Source organism: Brucella intermedia LMG 3301, from assembly GCF_000182645.1.
Lineage (GTDB): Bacteria > Pseudomonadota > Alphaproteobacteria > Rhizobiales > Rhizobiaceae > Brucella > Brucella intermedia.
In genome coordinates this window covers 1,127,792-1,143,160 of the sequence record NZ_ACQA01000002.1, presented here as the reverse complement: position 1 = coordinate 1,143,160, position 15,369 = coordinate 1,127,792, and the positions used below count along the sequence as shown (strand labels likewise).

The following is a 15,369-nucleotide window of genomic DNA, read 5'->3' as shown; positions in this document are numbered from 1 at the left end:
ATTACGGGTTCCTACGCAGCACGGTCCAGTTATAAAATGCGCCGAGCATCATGATCAGGCATGTGCCGAGGAACACGGAGCGCATGCCGAAGTGACCGCCGACAAAGCCGCCTGCGACCGGCCCCACAACCTGGCCGACATATTGCGCCGAGACGGAAAGCCCGAGAATGCCGCCCGCCACACGGTCGGGGACATTGTGTCTTATGACGCTGCTAATGCAGGGCAGGAGGCCGCCCAGTGCCAGCCCCATCAGAAAACGCAGGCCGATCAGCTGCCAGGCTTCCGTCACGAAGGCCTGCGGGATCAACAGGAGTGCGGAAATCGACAGCGCGCCGATGATGACGCGCGTATGGCCGATGCGGTCGGCAAGGCGACCGAGCCGTGAGGACGACAGGATGCTGCCGAGTGCGGCAGCGGCCATCACCACGCCGGAAATCAGCGTCACTTTCGTCTGGTCGTCCATCAGTTGCATCACGTAGACGGTGATGATCGGCTCTATCGACATATTGGCGAAAAGCAGCAGCATGCCCGTCACCAGCATGGCGATAACCGGTTTCCTGTCAGGGACGGCTGCCCAGATGGATTCCGCCTTCTGCTCTTTCGTCGGCTTGGGCGGCTTGCGCTCTTCGCGGATGAGGAATGTCGTGGCCAGAAAGGTGAGAAAGATCACGCCGCCCGCCAGCCAGAAGGTTGCGCGGATGCCGATCAGCGGCGGCAATGCGCCGCCGAGCAGCGGGCCTGCCAGATTGCCCGCCATGATGCCCGCAGAAAGCGCGCCCAGCGCCCAGCCGGTTTTTTCCCTTGGCGTCTGCGTGGCGACGAGGATCATGGAGCCGGACGAATAGCCGCCCGCAATGCCGACGAACAGGCGCAGCGCCACCAGCTGCCACACGCTCGTCACCATGCCGATCAGCGACATGGCGATGGCCATGCCGAGGCTGGCGCGGATCAGCATCAGCTTGCGCCCGTAACGGTCGCCGAGCTTGCCCCACAACGGCGCGACGAAGGCTGCGGCCAGAAAGGTCGCGCCGTAGGCGATGCCCGACCACTGCACGATCGCCGCATGATCCGCGACGCCCAGCTGTTCCACATAGAGCGGCAGGAAGGGGAGAAGGAGCGACATGGCGATGAGCGTGGTGAAGGAACCGAGGAGGCAGATCAGCAGGTTCTGCTTCCAGTAGCGTTCCGGGTTGTCTTCAGCGGTCACATTTTCCTGGCGGGCTGCGGTCTCATCGTCGGCAGCGGCTTGGGCGGTGCTCATGTCATGTCTCGCGATTGCAATGTATTCCATTTTGGGATACCAAAACGGTATGCATGAATGCGCCTGTCGAAACGACTTGTCAATCGGGGCGCTGCCTTAAAACGGAGAATGGTTGCCGATGTCACAGATGAGGCAGGTTGAAACGCAGCTTCGCGACATGATCCTCGGCCTGGAACTGGGGCCGGGCGAGCGTTTGACCGAACGCTGGATCGAGGCGCAGTTTGCCGCCTCGCGCACACCGATCCGGGCGGCACTTCTGCGGCTGGAAGCGGAGGGGCTGATCTGCCGCGAAGGGCGCGGCTGGACGGTTTCGCCAATCAATCTCGGCGAGATCGAACAGATCGGCGTCTATCGCGAGGCGCTGGAAATCGCCGCGTTAAAGCTGACCTGCGCGCTGGAAGATCGCAGCGGCGTGGAGCCGATTGCGGCCATGCTGGACAGTTGCGACGCCGACACCTCGCGCGAGGAATGGCACCGGATCGGCATGGATTTTCATATCGAGCTGGCGCGGCTTTCCGGCAACGAATTTCTCAGCCGTGGCGTGCGCGATGCCATGCAGCGCCTCTCACGGGCGCGCTGGCTGGAGGTGCGCGACGAGGCAGCACTTGCCCGCGCATGGGCCGAACACCGCGCCATTCTCGACGCGGTGCGCGAAGGAAATGCCGAAAAGGCGACGGCGCTGATGGGCGCGCATCTGGACGGAAGCCGCAGCCGCCTCGTCAGCAATCTGCACGAAGACCGTCGCGGCCTCAAGGCACGCGGCTTTGCCGTCATCAGCGCGTGACGGGGTCATCGCCATTCGGGCAGCTTATGCCCGTCTCGCGAATAATATTGCGTGCGTCCGTCACCGATGCCGATATCCCGCAAGAGATATTCCGGCGAGTATTCGTTGATGGTGACACGGGTGCGCCTAAACGAAAACAGGCGTGAAAACAGCGCGCTCCAGCCACTTTCCGTTGCGTGGCTGATCGCGGAGGCCGTGGCGGTCGTGCAGGCAGAATCGAGGTTCTTCATCATCTCACCTATCGGATGAAGCGGCTGTGGGAGGCAGCCGCCTGTTAAATTCTGCCTATAGCTATGCGCCGGAAAACCTTTGTTTTCCAATCGAACATCGAGTAGTGTGCATAAGGAGAACTTATGCATCATGACGACAGCGCTTCCCCCTTTATCGGCCATTCGCGTTTTTGAATCCGCCGCCCGCCATGCAAGTTTCACCCGCGCTGCGGCGGAGCTGGGCATGACGCAGGCTGCTGTCAGCTATCAGATCAAAATATTGGAGGAGCGCGTCGGCGCGCCCCTGTTTCTGCGTATGCCGCGGCAGGTGGAGCTGACCGAACTTGGCAAGCAGCTCGCGCCCGCGATCACGGAGGCGTTCGAGACGATGCGCAATGCCTTTGCCAGCCTGCGGGAGGACGCGGAGGGCACGCTGTCGATCAGCGTTCTGGCCACCTTTGCCGCCAATTGGCTGGCGCATCGGCTCGGCTCGTTCCAGATGCGGCATCCATCGCTCGCGGTCAGGCTCGACACGTCCGACAGCTTGATCGACTTCGCGACGACCAATGTCGATATCGCGATCAGAAGCGGCTTCGGCAAATGGCCGGGACTGGAGGCGCATCAGCTCATCAAGGCGAGTTTCACGCCGATGCTGAGTCCGGCTCTGGCCGCAACCATCGGCGGGGTGAAGGAACCTGCCGACCTGCTGCGGCTCAAGATCATCGACGCGAGCGACCCCTGGTGGAAAATCTGGTTCGAGGCGGCGGGGATCGAAAACCCGCAATTACCGGGCAATACGCAGAACCGGCTTGGAGCACAGCATATTGAAGGGCGGGCGGCGGCCGCAGGGCAGGGCGTCGGCATCCTGACGCCCGCTTTCCACCAGATGGAAATCGCCACCGGCCAGCTTATCCAGCCCTTCGACATTCTCGGCGACGATGGCCGCGCCTATTGGCTGGTCTATCCCAAATCCCGCCGCACCACGCCAAAAATCCGCGCATTTCGGGAATGGATATTGAGCGAACTTGACTGCGGATAGATGGCAGCAGAAAGGCTCAATCTTTCGATGCGACGAGGAAAACCGCGTGCTGGGCGTCATATGCGCGCCTGAAGGCAGGGCGTGCCTCCCCGCGCGCGACATAGGCGGCAAGGTTCGGATAGTCGTTCAATATGCCTGAACTCTTCAGCCGTCGCAGTACGGACACCATCAAAAGATCACCGGCACTGAATGCGCCCTCAAGCCAGTCATTATCGCCCAGACAAGCGGAAAGTGCGTCCAGTCTTTTGCGGATACGCGCTTCCACGATCGGCATGCGCTGCTCGTACCAGCTTTCCTTCCGTTCGACAAAACCGGCCATTTCCCGTTCGACGATTACCGGTTCGATGGTGTTATGCGCAGCGAACATCCATGTGATGGCGCGTGCGCGGCCATTGGCGTCATCCGGCAGAAGACCGGGGTTCTGCTCCGCGATATGAAGCACGATCGCGCCGGATTCAAACAGCGCAAGATCGCCCTCTTGATAAGTCGGTATCTGGCCGAAGGGTTGAAGATCGAGATGGGGGCGGGCTTTCATCGCCTCAAACGAGACGAGGCGCACATCATAGTCCCGCCCGGTCTCTTCAAGCGCCCATCGAACGGGCATGTCCCGCGCCATCCCTCGGCCGCGATCGGGAGAATTTTCAAATGCGGTGATGATAGGACGTGGCGGACTGTCGCCGCTGGAAGGCGTTTTCGTCATGATGGTTCCTCCTCAACATCACTTCAAATGGAAGCCGGGCTTTCCGATGCAATCTCCGCCTTGTTCTCCAAACAATACCGACCAGTTGGTATGTTGTCAACGCGCGTGAAAAGCTGGCACTACAGTTGCACATTCATCAGGTTCGTAGCGAACAGAGCGATTTTCGAGCACGGAGCGGAGTGTGAAGGATACGCGAGCACCGGAGCGCAAAAAATGCTCTTTGCCGCCGGGCATCACGAGGAATGCAACTGCTGTTTCAGGAAGGGGAGACACGGTGAGGAGATCCGGCCGAGGACAACAGGAAAGGAGGGACGGATTGGGAAACGGAGAAAAAGGGGAGCGAAGAAGCGTGCCGGGCAATGAAAAAACGGGAATGAGCGGGCAGGTGCGAAGAGAACGGCGAAAGGGAGATCCGTCGCAACCGGGGAGGAGACCGGCGTAAACATCCAGATGGAGCAGTCCAATTGTCCAGTCAAAACAGGCAATGCCCATCGTGGGGCCTGCTCGTGCGTCTTTTCCTTCTCGCTTCAAGTGGGGGAGTTTTGTTCCATCGCATAAGCGCCAGAACGTCAGGCGCTCAAAATTTTTTTCTGTCTCATGTCACATTCGGCATTGCTCGTTCGTCATGTCTATCGAAAGCCCTTCAACCAAAAGGAACGATACCATGACCCCTCTACTCAACCCGTTCAACGTTGCTCCCGCCACGATGAAATCCTGGATGGCCGCTTCGATGACCATCGCCTCCAGTCTGGAAGCGAGCCTGATCGAACTCGTCAAAATCCGCTCGTCGCAGATCAATGCCTGCGCCAATTGCATCAACATGCATACGGTCGAGGCGCGTTCGCTGGGCGAGACCGAACAGCGCATCTATTTGTTGTCGGCATGGCGCGAAGCACCGTGCTATTCTGAGCGCGAGCGTGCGGCGCTGGGCTGGGTCGACGCGCTGACCCGCCTGTCACAAGGCCACGATCTGGAAGAAGCACGCAGCGCCATGCAGGCACAGTTCTCCGAGGAAGAACAGGTGAACCTTACGCTGATGATCAACATCATCAATGGCTGGAACCGCATGGCTGTCGGCTTCAATCTCTGGTTCGAACCCGAAACCAAGCAGCCTGTCGCAAAGGCAGCCGTCTGATGACCGACATATCCTCGCAAGGCGATGCAGCCGAAAGCTTCGATCCGCTGCGCCCGAAACTGATCCGCGTTGCCTATCGTATGCTGGGTTCGGTCGCCGATGCCGAGGATATGGTGCAGGAGGCGTTCATCCGATGGATGAACGCCGACCGCAGCGAGGTGCGCGAGCCGGAAGCCTTCCTGCGCCGCACCGTCACCCGTCTATGTCTCGATTTCCTGAAATCCGGGCGCAACCAGCGCGAAACCTATTTCGGGCCATGGATTCCCGACCCGGTTGTCGAAGAAGAGGCGGATGATGACGTGACCCTGCCGCTGATGCTGGCGCTGGAGCGTCTTTCGCCGCTGGAACGTGCGGCCTTCCTGCTGCACGATGTCTTCGGGCTGGATTTCGACGAGATAGCGCGGACCATCCAGCGCGATGCCGCAGCCTGCCGCCAGCTTGCGGCGCGGGCCCGCAAGCATGTGCGCGAGGAGCGTCCGCGTTTTCAGGTCGACAGGCAGCGCGGGCTCGAACTGGCGCAGGCCTTTTTCACGGCGTCACGCAGTGGCGACATGAATGCGCTTGGTGCGATGCTGGCGGCAGATGTGAACCTTCATGCCGATGGCGGCGGCAAGCGTCCGGCTTTCCCGAAGCCTGTTTTCGGCTTCGACGAGGTGATGAAGACCCACGAGAAACTGGCCGCCTATTTCAGCGGCAACCAGTCCACGCTTTTGCGCACGGTTTTCATCAATGGGTTGCCCGGCTTCATCACGCAAGAAGCCGATGGAGAAATCCAGACGACGGCGCTGGATATCGAAGAAGGAAAGATCGTCGGGATTTATGTCGTGCGCAATCCCGACAAGCTGAAGCACTTGCACTGAACTGAAGCGCCGCTATCCGATGAAATAGCGGCAAAGCCCCGCCGCGCCGATGCCGATCAGCACGGTCGGCAGCATGGAAAAGCGCGTTGCAGCGAAGATGGTGATCGCGAGCGCGATCAGGTCGGCAGGCTTGTCCGACACGAAATCGGGCGCGATGACCGAGATCAGGACGCAACCGGGGGCTGCTTCCATCACCGCCGTCGCACGTTTGCTGAGCGTGCGGTTGCGCAGCAGCACATAGCCGCCGATCCGCGTGAGATAGGTGACGCTTGCCATCAGGACGATGGTCAGAACAGCTAACGGATCGATCATTCTTCACCTGCCAGCAGATAGGCTGCAACGAGACCGGACAAGGCCCCGGCGGCGACATACCAGGCGCCGGGAATGGTGAGATAGGTCAGTGCGGCCACGACAAGGCTGACCAGCCAGGGCCGCGCGGCCGCGAAGCCTTTCCACATGCCTGCCAGCAGCACCAGAAAAACCGCCGGAAACGCCATGTCGAAACCATAGGGGCGCAGGTCTCCCATCATCGGCCCAAAGGCAGCGCCCAGCGTGGTGAATAAAACCCATGCAAGGTAGAAAGGAATCGCCACACCGGCATAGAAGGTGAGGCTCAAGGCCGGATTGACGCCCTTCGACTGGCGACGTTTGGCGTCGGCAAGGCCGAGCGCCCAGCTTTCATCGCACATCAGAAACAGGCTGGCGAACGCCTTGCGCTTGGGCAGATGGCGGATAAAGGGTGCCAGCGCCGCGCCCATCAGCAGGTGGCGGCTGTTGACCAGAAAGGTGATGGCGACGATCAGCAGGACATGCGGCGGTGAGGTCCAGAGCTGGATGGCCGCAAATTCCGACCCGCCTGCAAAGTTCAGTCCGGTCATCAGCGGCACTTCCACGATGCTGAGGCCTTTTTGAGCAGCCTGCGCGCCCAGCACCAGCGCATAGGGAATGATGCCAAGCAGAACCGGCAGACCGGCTGCGGCCCCGCGACGGAATTCCGAGCCGCGCCCGGATCTGCTTTTTTGAGGCGCATAGGCCTGTGAAATATCCATAGAATTCCTGCTGGAGCGGTGCGCTCTGTCTGGTTGTTTGGCGGCGCTTGTGCAGCGTCGGGTCTCATCTGGCTGCAAGATACGGTGGCTGGCCGCTGGTTCGCGGCCGCCCCTTGGTCAGTCTCTTGCGGGCTTTCATGAGAGGTTTCGCAACTATAACCGCTCTCTTCGGCAATTTGGTTGCGAATTACGCCGGTTTGCGCCAATGTTTGGCAGGAAATGCCACAGATATCGCCATAAATGGAATTCAAAGCCAATGAAGCTGGATGAGATCGATAAACGGATTCTCCGCGTGCTGCAGCGCGATGGCCGCATCGCCAATAATGATCTGGCCCGCGAGGTCGGCCTGTCGCCTTCGCCATGCTTGCGGCGGGTGAAGCTTCTGGAAGAGGCGGGCGTGATCGACCGTTATGCCGCCGTGTTGAACCCGGCCAAGGTCGGCAAGGGTTTGACTTTCTTCACGCGCATCCGGCTGGACCAGCAGGACGAGGAGACGCTGCAGACCTTCGCCAAGGAAATCCTGAAGTTGCCGCAGGTGCTCGAATGCTATTTCATGCTGGGCGACTATGATGCGATGATCCGGGTGGTCGCGGCGGATATCGAGGATTACCGCCGCTTCCAGTCGGAATATCTGAGCCGGATCAAGGGCGTTCAGAACCTGAAGACCGACGTGCCGAGCCAGACGGTCAAGCAGACTTCCGAAATGCCCCTGTAGCGGCATTTTCGGGGGGATGCGATTATGCAGCCTCCTCTCTGGCAGCCATCGGCTGCACGCGCGCCAGTTCCTCATTGATCTGATCGGCCAGTGCGAAGAAGTGCCTTCGCACCTGCGGAGCATAGGGGTTGGCGTGTTCGATCGCCTGAAATACTTCCGGCGCATCGTGACGCACCATGCTGACCGCCTGCATCAGAAGATCGAAGCTCTTCGTCGTCATGCGGGTTGGCAATGGCTCCATCTGCACCAGAACCCGGGCGATAAGATGCGTCAGGCCCTGAACCATCGCCGCCTCGCGGTCGTGGTCTTCCGGGGTCGTTACGATGACATTGAGGGAAAGATGCTTTTTCAGGAAGGCCGCAACGCGGTGGAAGCGCGTGCCGCGCACGGGGCAGACGGCGATTTTCAGACCGGCAATGCCGTGGCGCGCGCTTTGCGGACCGAACAGCGGATGCGTGGCGACGATATCGACATGCGCCGGAAGACCACGCCGCATGATGTCGGCAGGCCCGACCTTAACCGAGCCGACATCCAGAACGAGCGCGCCCGGACAAAGATGCGGAGCGATCTTATCCACCACGCTTTCGAGCGTTGCAACCGGCGTTGCAAGGATGACGATATCGCAGGCCGCAACCTGCTCCACGGAGGCCAGGGCAACGCCGTGCATAAGTGCGGTCTGTTCCAGATCTGCGGCGGGATCGTAAGCATAGAGCCGGAAATACGGGTTCAGGTGACGGGCGATAAGCTGCCCGAATGCACCAAAGCCGATAATGCCGATTTTCGTATGCTGATTTCTGTCGCGAGACATGGACTGACCTCTTAAGGGCCGCATGGCCAGAGGCGCTGTCCTTGAAACTCAACCGCTGGCAATGCAGCGGTTGAACTATGACAAAGCAAACCCGCCGCTATGTGCGCGGGGCGTAATAAGACCGGGTGCTGATGCGTGCTTTGTTCATGCTGTCTAGCTATTCCTGCTTCGGGCGCATGTCAACATGTGGTTTATTTCAGATAGGCGCGAACCACGTCGACAAGTTCACCTGCGCCTTCATCACGCTCCTTTTGCGGAAGGGCGCCATCGGCCACATGCATGAGAATATGGTCTTCGATCACTTCCGCCATCAGCCCGTTGACCGCGCCGCGAACGCCCGCAATCACCTGCATGATTTCCGCGCAGCCCTTCTCATCTTCGAGCATCCGTTCCACGCCCTCCAGCTGGCCACGAATGCGGCGCACGCGGTTGATGAGCTTCTGCTTCTCGCGGATGGTATGGGTCATGGGCGCTTCGGTCCTTCATGGCAATGTTGCGGGTATTCACGCGGTGCGCGGTTCAACCTCCACCGTCACATGCGACAAATCATGGATTGCAGCAAGCTTGTTGCGGTAATAGGACGGCGCTCGCGGCTCCTCCGCGATGATGGAAACGATGGCGCCGTGATGGCCCGGCCCGAGCTGCCAGACATGCAGGTCGGCGATTTCCCCGCCCTCGCGGCTGATGATTTCGGCGATCTCGTCCGGCAGGTCTTCTCCATCGGGCAGGTAGTCGAGCAGGGTCGAGCCGGTGTCCTTGATCAGCCCCCACGACCAGCGGGCGATCACCACCGCACCGACGATGCCGATCGCCGGGTCAAGCCAAAGCCATCCATAAAGACTGCCCAGCAGAAGCGCCGCGATGGCAAGCACCGATGTCAGTGCGTCGGCGAGCACATGCATATAGGCGGCGCGCAGGTTCTGGTCATGACCGTGATGATGATCGTGGCCCGGTTCATGGTGATGATGGCCATGGTGGTGCGAATGGTCGTCCCTAAGAAGCCAGGCGCAGACGAGATTGACAATCAGCCCTATGACAGCGACCAGAATGGCCTCCTGAAAGCCGATGTTGACCGGTGCGCTGAACCGCCAGAAGCTTTCCCAGCCGATCAGAAGTGCGATCAGCGCCAGAACGATGGCGCTGGCAAAGCCTGCCAGATCGCCGAGCTTGCCGGTGCCGAAGGTGAACCGCGAATTATGCGCGTGTTTGCGTGCATAAACATAGGCGAGGGCCGCGATCAGCATCGCCGCCGCATGGGTGGACATATGCCAGCCGTCGGCGGTGAGCGCCATGGAGCCGTAAAGGTTTCCGGCGATGATCTCCACGATCATCATCGTCGCCGTGATGGCGATAACGAGCCAGGTCCGCTTTTCATTGCGCCGGTGGTTTTCTCCCAGAAAGACATGGTCGTGTCCGGAGACTGGATGACGCCCGGAATGATCGGCATGGTGATGCGTGCTCATGGAAACGCTCCCTTGTTAGAATAGGGGGGTATACTATTTTCACGCGCGTTACAAATCACACTTTCATGGAGAGCGTTTAACCTCGATCAGCAGGAATGACCGCTGGCAACGCCTCTCAACGGCAGAAAAATTCACCTTTAGCGGTAGGACCTACACCTATTCGAGAGGCCTTATGGCCTGATTGCAGGAATCTTTTCGGGGGCGGGATCGGCTAATATCGGAGTCGTAACTTGGGGCAAAGCATCGAAGCGCCGCTGGTCCGGGCAACGCGGAACGACGCTTCGGATTTTGAAGCTGCGCATCGTGCTTTGCTAGAAATCCACGCTGATTTTCAGGCCGGTGCCGTAACGAGAAGAGCGGAGGGATTCATGTCTTCAGACAAGAACGGGCATTCGCCGCGCAGTCGTGCGCGACGGCATTTTCTGGGCCTCACAGCCGCCACTGCCGCCAAGGTTGCGGCGCTGGGCGTGTTTGCTGCAACGGTGTCTTCCCGTCCATCACAGGCGCTGGGCACGAAATGGTGGCATGGCGGACATGGCGGTGGCGGCGGAGGCTCCGGCGCCAATTGTCTCCTGAAAGGAACGCTGATCGAAACGCCCGGCGGCCCGGTGGCGGTAGAGGAATTGTCTGTCGGCGATCTTGTGACCACGGTCCGTGGCGACGCGCGCCCGATCAAGTGGGTCGGCTGGCAGAGCCACAGAAAGGGCGGCATGCAATGGGACGAGAGCGTGATGCCGATCCGCGTCAGGCGCCATGCCATCGACGGGAAAACACCGCAGCGCGACCTTTATCTTTCGCCCAACCACGCGCTGCTCATCGATGACGTGCTGATCCGCGTCAAGGATCTGGTCAACGGCCAGAGCATCGCGCGCGTGTCGATGGACAAGCCGATCGACTATTACAACATCGTTCTCGACAGCCATGATGCCGTGCTGGCGGAAGGGGCCGCCGTGGAGACCTACCTGATGCGCGGCGACAGCTACAGGAGTTTCACCAATTTTGCCGAATATCAGGAATTATATCCGGAAGAAGCCAATATCATCATGCAGCCCTATGCGCCGCTGATGGGCTATGAAGGTGCCCGCCAGCACATCCATGCGCTGTTGTGCATGAGCGGCATTCTCCCTGTGCGGGACGTGGTTGAGGAAACCTATCAGCGTCTGGCCGCGAAGGCAGGTGCAATCGTAGCGTAGAACATGAAGCACCGGACGATGGTAAGAATGGCGGGGTGCCGACTGCACCTCGCCTTTTTCATGAAAGAAGTCCGGCCTAGATCCTGTCCATCAACGCATACCATGACAGGGCAAGGAACAGGAGCGGCGAGCGGAAAGTGCGACCGCCGGGGAAGGCGGGGATGCGCAGTTCTTCGAACAGTTTCAGCCTGTCGCGATTGCCTGCCAGGGTTTCCGCATAAAGCTTGCCCATGTAGTTGGCGAGCATGACGCCATGGCCGGAATAGCCGCCTGCTGAAATGACGCCCGGCATGACCTCGCGCACGAAGGGCTGGCGCGGCATGGTTATGCCGACCGAACCGCCCCATGCATGGGTGATCTCGACATTGTCCAGCGCCGGATAAATCTCGGCGATCTGGCGGCGTATATGGGTGCTGATGTCGCGCGGATTGTCGGCTGTATAGGCCTCGCGCCCGCCGAAAAGCAGCCTGCCGTCCTTCGAGCGGCGGAAATAGCGCACCACGAAGCGGGAATCGTCGATGGATTCCCCGCCCGGAATAACAGGGCTGTCATCGCCCAGCGGCACTGTCGCCCCGATGAAGGAGCGGATCGGCATGACATGCGATGTGCTGACCGGTTCCAGCACCCCGCCATAGGCCCCACCGTAGGCATTGACGGCGATGAAAGCGTTTTTCGCGACGATGGTTCCGCGATCGGTTTCGACCTCGACCCGCCCGCTCGCTGTGCTGATTTTGGTGGCTCTGGTGTCTTCGAACAGTTTTGCGCCTGCCGCCTGCGCCGCTTTTGCAGTTCCGACCAGCAGTTTCAGCGGATGAATGTGGCCGGTCCCTGCATCATAGACGCCGCCATGATACCGTTCGGACCCGAGCAGGCTCGCCGTTTCCCCACGGTCGAGCAGACGCAGATGCGGATAGTTGAACCGGCTCGTCATCAGCTCGACATGACGCTCATACGATTTCAGATAACGCGGCTTGTGCACGACCGAAATCTGGCCGGGCACATATTCCATGTCGATCCCGTGTTGGTCGGCAAAGGCGAGAAGATGGGCCTTGGCTTCCTCCGCCAAATCGAAGAGGGCCTTGGCGCGTTCAAAGCCATATTGGGCTTCGAGGTCTTCGGCCCATGTGCGCTGGCCGGTGCCGAACTGCCCGCCATTGCGGCCCGACGCCCCATCCCCGAACCGCGCTCCGTCGATCAGCGTGACGTCCACGCCCTGCCTTGCGAGATGATAAGCCGCCGAAAGCCCCGTATACCCGCCCCCGATGACAACGACATCCGCCTGCCGCGACCCATCCATCTCCGGATATTGCGGGCGGTCCGGAACGGTCGCCTCGTACCAGGAATAGCCGGGCGAGATTGGGGACTGGTAGGGCATAGGCGATTCCGTTTAAGGGAGTAGGGGAATAAGGGAATAGGGGAGTATGTCAGGTTTCCGATAATTTGCGGATCAGAAGCCGTAGCAGTTTTCCGACACTTTCACTCTTGGCCATTATGGGTTCCATTTTCTCGCTTCTGATGAAACCCAACCGTTCAACAATGAGCAAGTGAGTTTCGACTTCTTTCAGGGAGCCTTGAGCAATACGCAGAAACTGCTGGTAGGAACCGCGCGTGTCGCGTCCGTAACCTTCGGCAATATTGGCGGGCACGGAAACGGCAGCGCGCCGAATCTGGCCGATAAGGCCATGAATTTCCTCTTTCGGCCAGGTGTCAGTCGATTTGTATATGACCGTCACGAGCTCCATTGCTTGTTGCCACGCAAGTATATCGCGATAAGAATTGATTGCCACAGCCACGCCCCCGCATATCTGCTTACTCCCTTACTCCCTTACTCCCTTAAACATTGAGCAGCAGAAACTCCCGTTCCCACGGGCTGATGACTTCCATGAAGGTTTCGAATTCGGCGCGCTTGATGGCGGCATAGGTGGTCATGAAGGAACTGCCGAACAGATTGCGCAGTTCAGCGTCTTCCTCGAACAGTTCCACAGCGTCGATGAGGCCGCGCGGCAGGTCGATTTCCTTGGTGTTGACGCTTGTGGTCGCAGGCTGTTCCGCCTCGATCTTGTTCACAAGGCCGATCAGGCCGCAGGCGAGGGACGCAGCAAGGGCAAGGTAGGGGTTGGCGTCGGAGGAGGGGATGCGGTTTTCCACGCGCCGTCCATTGGGGTCGGAGCGCGGAACGCGGAAAGCGGTGGTGCGGTTGTCATAACCCCATTTGACGTTGACCGGTGCCGAAGCGTCCGGCGTCAGACGGCGGTAGGAGTTCACATAGGGCGCGAACATGACGAGCGCGTTCGGCACATGGCGCTGCATGCCGCCGATGAAATGGCGGAAAGCCTCGCTTTCGCTGCCATCCTCATTGGTGAAGATGTTGCGCCCGGTCTTCTTGTCCACGATGGACTGGTGGATATGCATCGCCGATCCCGGCTGGCCCTGAATGGGCTTGGCCATGAAGGTGGCATACATGTCGTGTTTCAGCGCCGCCTCGCGGATGGTGCGCTTGAACATGAACACCTGATCGGCCAGTTCCACCGGGTCGCCATGGCGCAGGTTGATTTCAAGCTGGCCTGCGCCTTCCTCGTGGATCAGCGTGTCGATCTCCAGCCCCTGACCTTCGGAGAAATGATAGATATCGTCGATCAGTTCGTCGAATTCGTTGACGCCCGCAATCGAATAGCCCTGACCACCGCCAATGGCGCGGCCGGAACGGCCGACGGGCGGCGTCAGCGGATAATCGGGATCGGGGTTCTTGCGAACCAGATAGAACTCGATTTCCGGGGCAACGACGGGCTTCAATCCGCGCTTGTTATAGGCGGCAACCACATTGCGCAGCACGTTGCGCGGGGTGAATTCCACCGCACGCCCATCCTGATAGACCAGATCGCAGATGACCTGCGCCGTCGGGTCGGACTCCCACGGCACAGCCGAAAGGGTCGAAAGATCCGGCATCAGCTTGAGGTCGCCGTCATCTTCCGGATAGTGGAAGCCGTAGCCGTCTTCCGGGTAATCGCCGGAAATCGTCGTCATGAAGACGGCGGAGGGCAATGCCAGCGAGGTATTGGAGGTGAATTTCTTCGACGGCATCATCTTGCCGCGGGCAACCCCCGCCTGATCGGGGGTAATGCATTCGATGTCTTCTATGTCGCGCCAGGCGAGCCATTCGGTTGCCTGCTTCCAGTTCTTCACACCGCGAAGAGATTTGACATAGGCAGGCGTACGGCGACGCGGCGCGCGCGTAACCTTCTTTTCCGTCGTATCAGCAGACATCCATCACCAGAAAATGATTTCGATATCGGCATGATAGCTGTGACCGGCCGCAATGACAAATGGGTTGGCCAAGCTTTTGTGTGCGCCGTCGCAGAAAGCGCACACAAAAGAAAATCCATGTGTCAGAGGCCGAAATGGCCCTTCAGCGCGGGCACGTTCGCCACGAGCTGGTCGATCAATTGCGGGTCATGATCACGCACATAGTTGATTACCTGTCCGCCTGCTTCGGTGATCTGGTCGCTGGAAAGGCCGCTGGAGCGAAGCGTGGCCGCAGCTTTCAGAAGCGCGCTCATCTTTTCGCCCGCCACATTATCCATCAGGCCCGACAACGCACCCATGATGCCGCCGGCGCTGTTGGCGAGCACGTCGTGGGCGCTGGCGAGCTGCTGCGCATCCGGCAGGAGCGCGAAAATCTTCTTGCCGATTTCAGGCGCGCTGTGCTGCAGCACGGAAAACACCGAGCCGGCGAGCTTTTCGGCAAGCTGCGGATCGATGTTGATCTTGGTGGCGATGCTGTCGATGAGAGATTGGAGAGACATGAAAATTCCGTATTCCTTGCCCCCGCAAGGGGCGGTTCGAACCGCGGTTGGAGGCAAGGCGCTACGGCTTCCGCCCCAACCATCTACAGGCGACCCGAAAACAGAAACCGGGGCCGGGATGCAGGGACCATCAATGAGGCACCGGCGTCAATGCACGGGACGCCGCTTTGTCGGGGTTCGGTGAATTTTTGGTCAAGATTCAGATTGCGGTATTGGCGGTTGCCGCCGCGTCCCGATTGCCCGAGGCAAAAAAAGCCCCGACTGGCAGGACCAGCCGGGGAGGTCAGTTGAGGAAATCCGACCATAAAGCGAGTGGTATATCAAGTCCGTTTCATCGAATTTTACGGACA

18 protein-coding genes are annotated in these 15,369 nt (G+C 59.8%); 6 read left to right on the top strand and 12 right to left on the bottom strand.

Annotation, left to right across the window (positions count from 1 at the left end):
- Nucleotide 1 precedes the first annotated feature (1 nt).
- On the bottom strand, nucleotides 2-1,261 hold the full coding sequence (locus OINT_RS17850) for a multidrug efflux MFS transporter (protein WP_006473067.1): 1,260 nt from the start codon (nucleotides 1,259-1,261) through the stop codon (nucleotides 2-4).
- A gap of 118 nt (nucleotides 1,262-1,379) precedes the next feature.
- Between OINT_RS17850 and OINT_RS17845 the strand changes: the two genes are divergently transcribed.
- On the top strand, nucleotides 1,380-2,045 hold the full coding sequence (locus OINT_RS17845; protein ID WP_006473066.1) for a GntR family transcriptional regulator: 666 nt from the start codon (nucleotides 1,380-1,382) through the stop codon (nucleotides 2,043-2,045).
- 5 nt (nucleotides 2,046-2,050) lie between these two features.
- On the opposite strand, the gene OINT_RS17840 is transcribed toward OINT_RS17845, so the two are convergent.
- Nucleotides 2,051-2,275 (bottom strand): hypothetical protein, encoded by a 225-nt coding sequence (locus tag OINT_RS17840; RefSeq protein WP_021587393.1) that lies wholly within the window; start codon nucleotides 2,273-2,275, stop codon nucleotides 2,051-2,053.
- 130 nt (nucleotides 2,276-2,405) lie between these two features.
- On the opposite strand from OINT_RS17840, the gene gcvA reads away from it, so the two are divergent.
- Nucleotides 2,406-3,293: a transcriptional regulator GcvA gene (gcvA, locus tag OINT_RS17835; RefSeq protein WP_006473064.1), complete on the top strand. Its 888-nt coding sequence runs from the start codon at nucleotides 2,406-2,408 to the stop codon at nucleotides 3,291-3,293.
- A gap of 16 nt (nucleotides 3,294-3,309) precedes the next feature.
- Here the strand turns inward: gcvA and OINT_RS17830 are convergent, their stop codons facing one another.
- Entirely contained in the window at nucleotides 3,310-3,993 is a 684-nt protein-coding gene (locus tag OINT_RS17830) for a glutathione S-transferase family protein (RefSeq protein WP_006469292.1), read from the bottom strand.
- A gap of 664 nt (nucleotides 3,994-4,657) precedes the next feature.
- Here OINT_RS17830 and OINT_RS17825 point away from each other — a divergent pair.
- Together OINT_RS17825 and OINT_RS17820 are read left to right on the top strand one after the other, a co-directional pair.
- The gene (locus tag OINT_RS17825; RefSeq protein ID WP_006473063.1) at nucleotides 4,658-5,128 is read left to right on the top strand and encodes a carboxymuconolactone decarboxylase family protein; all 471 of its coding nucleotides are present in this window, start codon (nucleotides 4,658-4,660) and stop codon (nucleotides 5,126-5,128) included.
- Complete coding sequence (locus OINT_RS17820; protein ID WP_006469289.1) at nucleotides 5,128-5,988, top strand: sigma-70 family RNA polymerase sigma factor; 861 nt, start codon at nucleotides 5,128-5,130, stop codon at nucleotides 5,986-5,988. Before OINT_RS17825 ends, OINT_RS17820 begins: the two co-directional genes overlap by 1 nt.
- Nucleotides 5,989-6,000: 12 nt before the next feature.
- Here the strand turns inward: OINT_RS17820 and OINT_RS17815 are convergent, their stop codons facing one another.
- Together OINT_RS17815 and OINT_RS17810 are read right to left on the bottom strand one after the other, a co-directional pair.
- Entirely contained in the window at nucleotides 6,001-6,300 is a 300-nt protein-coding gene (locus OINT_RS17815) for an AzlD family protein (RefSeq protein WP_006469288.1), read from the bottom strand.
- Complete coding sequence (locus OINT_RS17810) at nucleotides 6,297-7,037, bottom strand: AzlC family ABC transporter permease (protein WP_006473062.1); 741 nt, start codon at nucleotides 7,035-7,037, stop codon at nucleotides 6,297-6,299. Before OINT_RS17810 ends, OINT_RS17815 begins: the two co-directional genes overlap by 4 nt.
- Nucleotides 7,038-7,293: 256 nt before the next feature.
- Between OINT_RS17810 and OINT_RS17805 the strand changes: the two genes are divergently transcribed.
- On the top strand, nucleotides 7,294-7,752 hold the full coding sequence (locus OINT_RS17805) for an Lrp/AsnC family transcriptional regulator (protein ID WP_039853356.1): 459 nt from the start codon (nucleotides 7,294-7,296) through the stop codon (nucleotides 7,750-7,752).
- A 22-nt stretch (nucleotides 7,753-7,774) separates the two neighbouring features.
- On the opposite strand, the gene OINT_RS17800 is transcribed toward OINT_RS17805, so the two are convergent.
- The 3 genes from OINT_RS17800 to dmeF all read right to left on the bottom strand — a co-directional run bounded on the left by OINT_RS17800 (nucleotide 7,775) and on the right by dmeF (nucleotide 10,023).
- Nucleotides 7,775-8,560 carry a prephenate dehydrogenase/arogenate dehydrogenase family protein gene (locus OINT_RS17800; RefSeq protein ID WP_006473060.1) on the bottom strand — a complete coding sequence of 262 codons (786 nt, stop codon included), beginning with the start codon at nucleotides 8,558-8,560 and terminating at the stop codon, nucleotides 7,775-7,777.
- Nucleotides 8,561-8,751: 191 nt separating this feature from the next.
- The gene (locus OINT_RS17795) at nucleotides 8,752-9,027 is read right to left on the bottom strand and encodes a metal/formaldehyde-sensitive transcriptional repressor (RefSeq protein WP_006469285.1); all 276 of its coding nucleotides are present in this window, start codon (nucleotides 9,025-9,027) and stop codon (nucleotides 8,752-8,754) included.
- A gap of 36 nt (nucleotides 9,028-9,063) precedes the next feature.
- Nucleotides 9,064-10,023 (bottom strand): CDF family Co(II)/Ni(II) efflux transporter DmeF, encoded by a 960-nt coding sequence (gene dmeF / locus OINT_RS17790; RefSeq protein ID WP_006469284.1) that lies wholly within the window; start codon nucleotides 10,021-10,023, stop codon nucleotides 9,064-9,066.
- Between the two features lie 368 nt (nucleotides 10,024-10,391).
- Here dmeF and OINT_RS17785 point away from each other — a divergent pair, with 368 nt between their 5' ends.
- Nucleotides 10,392-11,216, top strand: a complete 825-nt coding sequence (locus OINT_RS17785; protein ID WP_006473059.1) for a Hint domain-containing protein — start codon at nucleotides 10,392-10,394, stop codon at nucleotides 11,214-11,216.
- 76 nt (nucleotides 11,217-11,292) lie between these two features.
- Here the strand turns inward: OINT_RS17785 and OINT_RS17780 are convergent, their stop codons facing one another.
- From OINT_RS17780 to OINT_RS17765, 4 genes are all read right to left on the bottom strand, one after another.
- The gene (locus tag OINT_RS17780) at nucleotides 11,293-12,591 is read right to left on the bottom strand and encodes an NAD(P)/FAD-dependent oxidoreductase (protein ID WP_006469282.1); all 1,299 of its coding nucleotides are present in this window, start codon (nucleotides 12,589-12,591) and stop codon (nucleotides 11,293-11,295) included.
- 49 nt (nucleotides 12,592-12,640) lie between these two features.
- Nucleotides 12,641-13,003, bottom strand: a complete 363-nt coding sequence (locus OINT_RS17775; RefSeq protein ID WP_006473058.1) for a four helix bundle protein — start codon at nucleotides 13,001-13,003, stop codon at nucleotides 12,641-12,643.
- 46 nt (nucleotides 13,004-13,049) lie between these two features.
- Nucleotides 13,050-14,480 (bottom strand): glutamine synthetase family protein, encoded by a 1,431-nt coding sequence (locus OINT_RS17770; RefSeq protein ID WP_006469280.1) that lies wholly within the window; start codon nucleotides 14,478-14,480, stop codon nucleotides 13,050-13,052.
- A gap of 122 nt (nucleotides 14,481-14,602) precedes the next feature.
- Nucleotides 14,603-15,019, bottom strand: a complete 417-nt coding sequence (locus OINT_RS17765; RefSeq protein WP_006473057.1) for a DUF2267 domain-containing protein — start codon at nucleotides 15,017-15,019, stop codon at nucleotides 14,603-14,605.
- Nucleotides 15,020-15,369 lie beyond the last annotated feature (350 nt).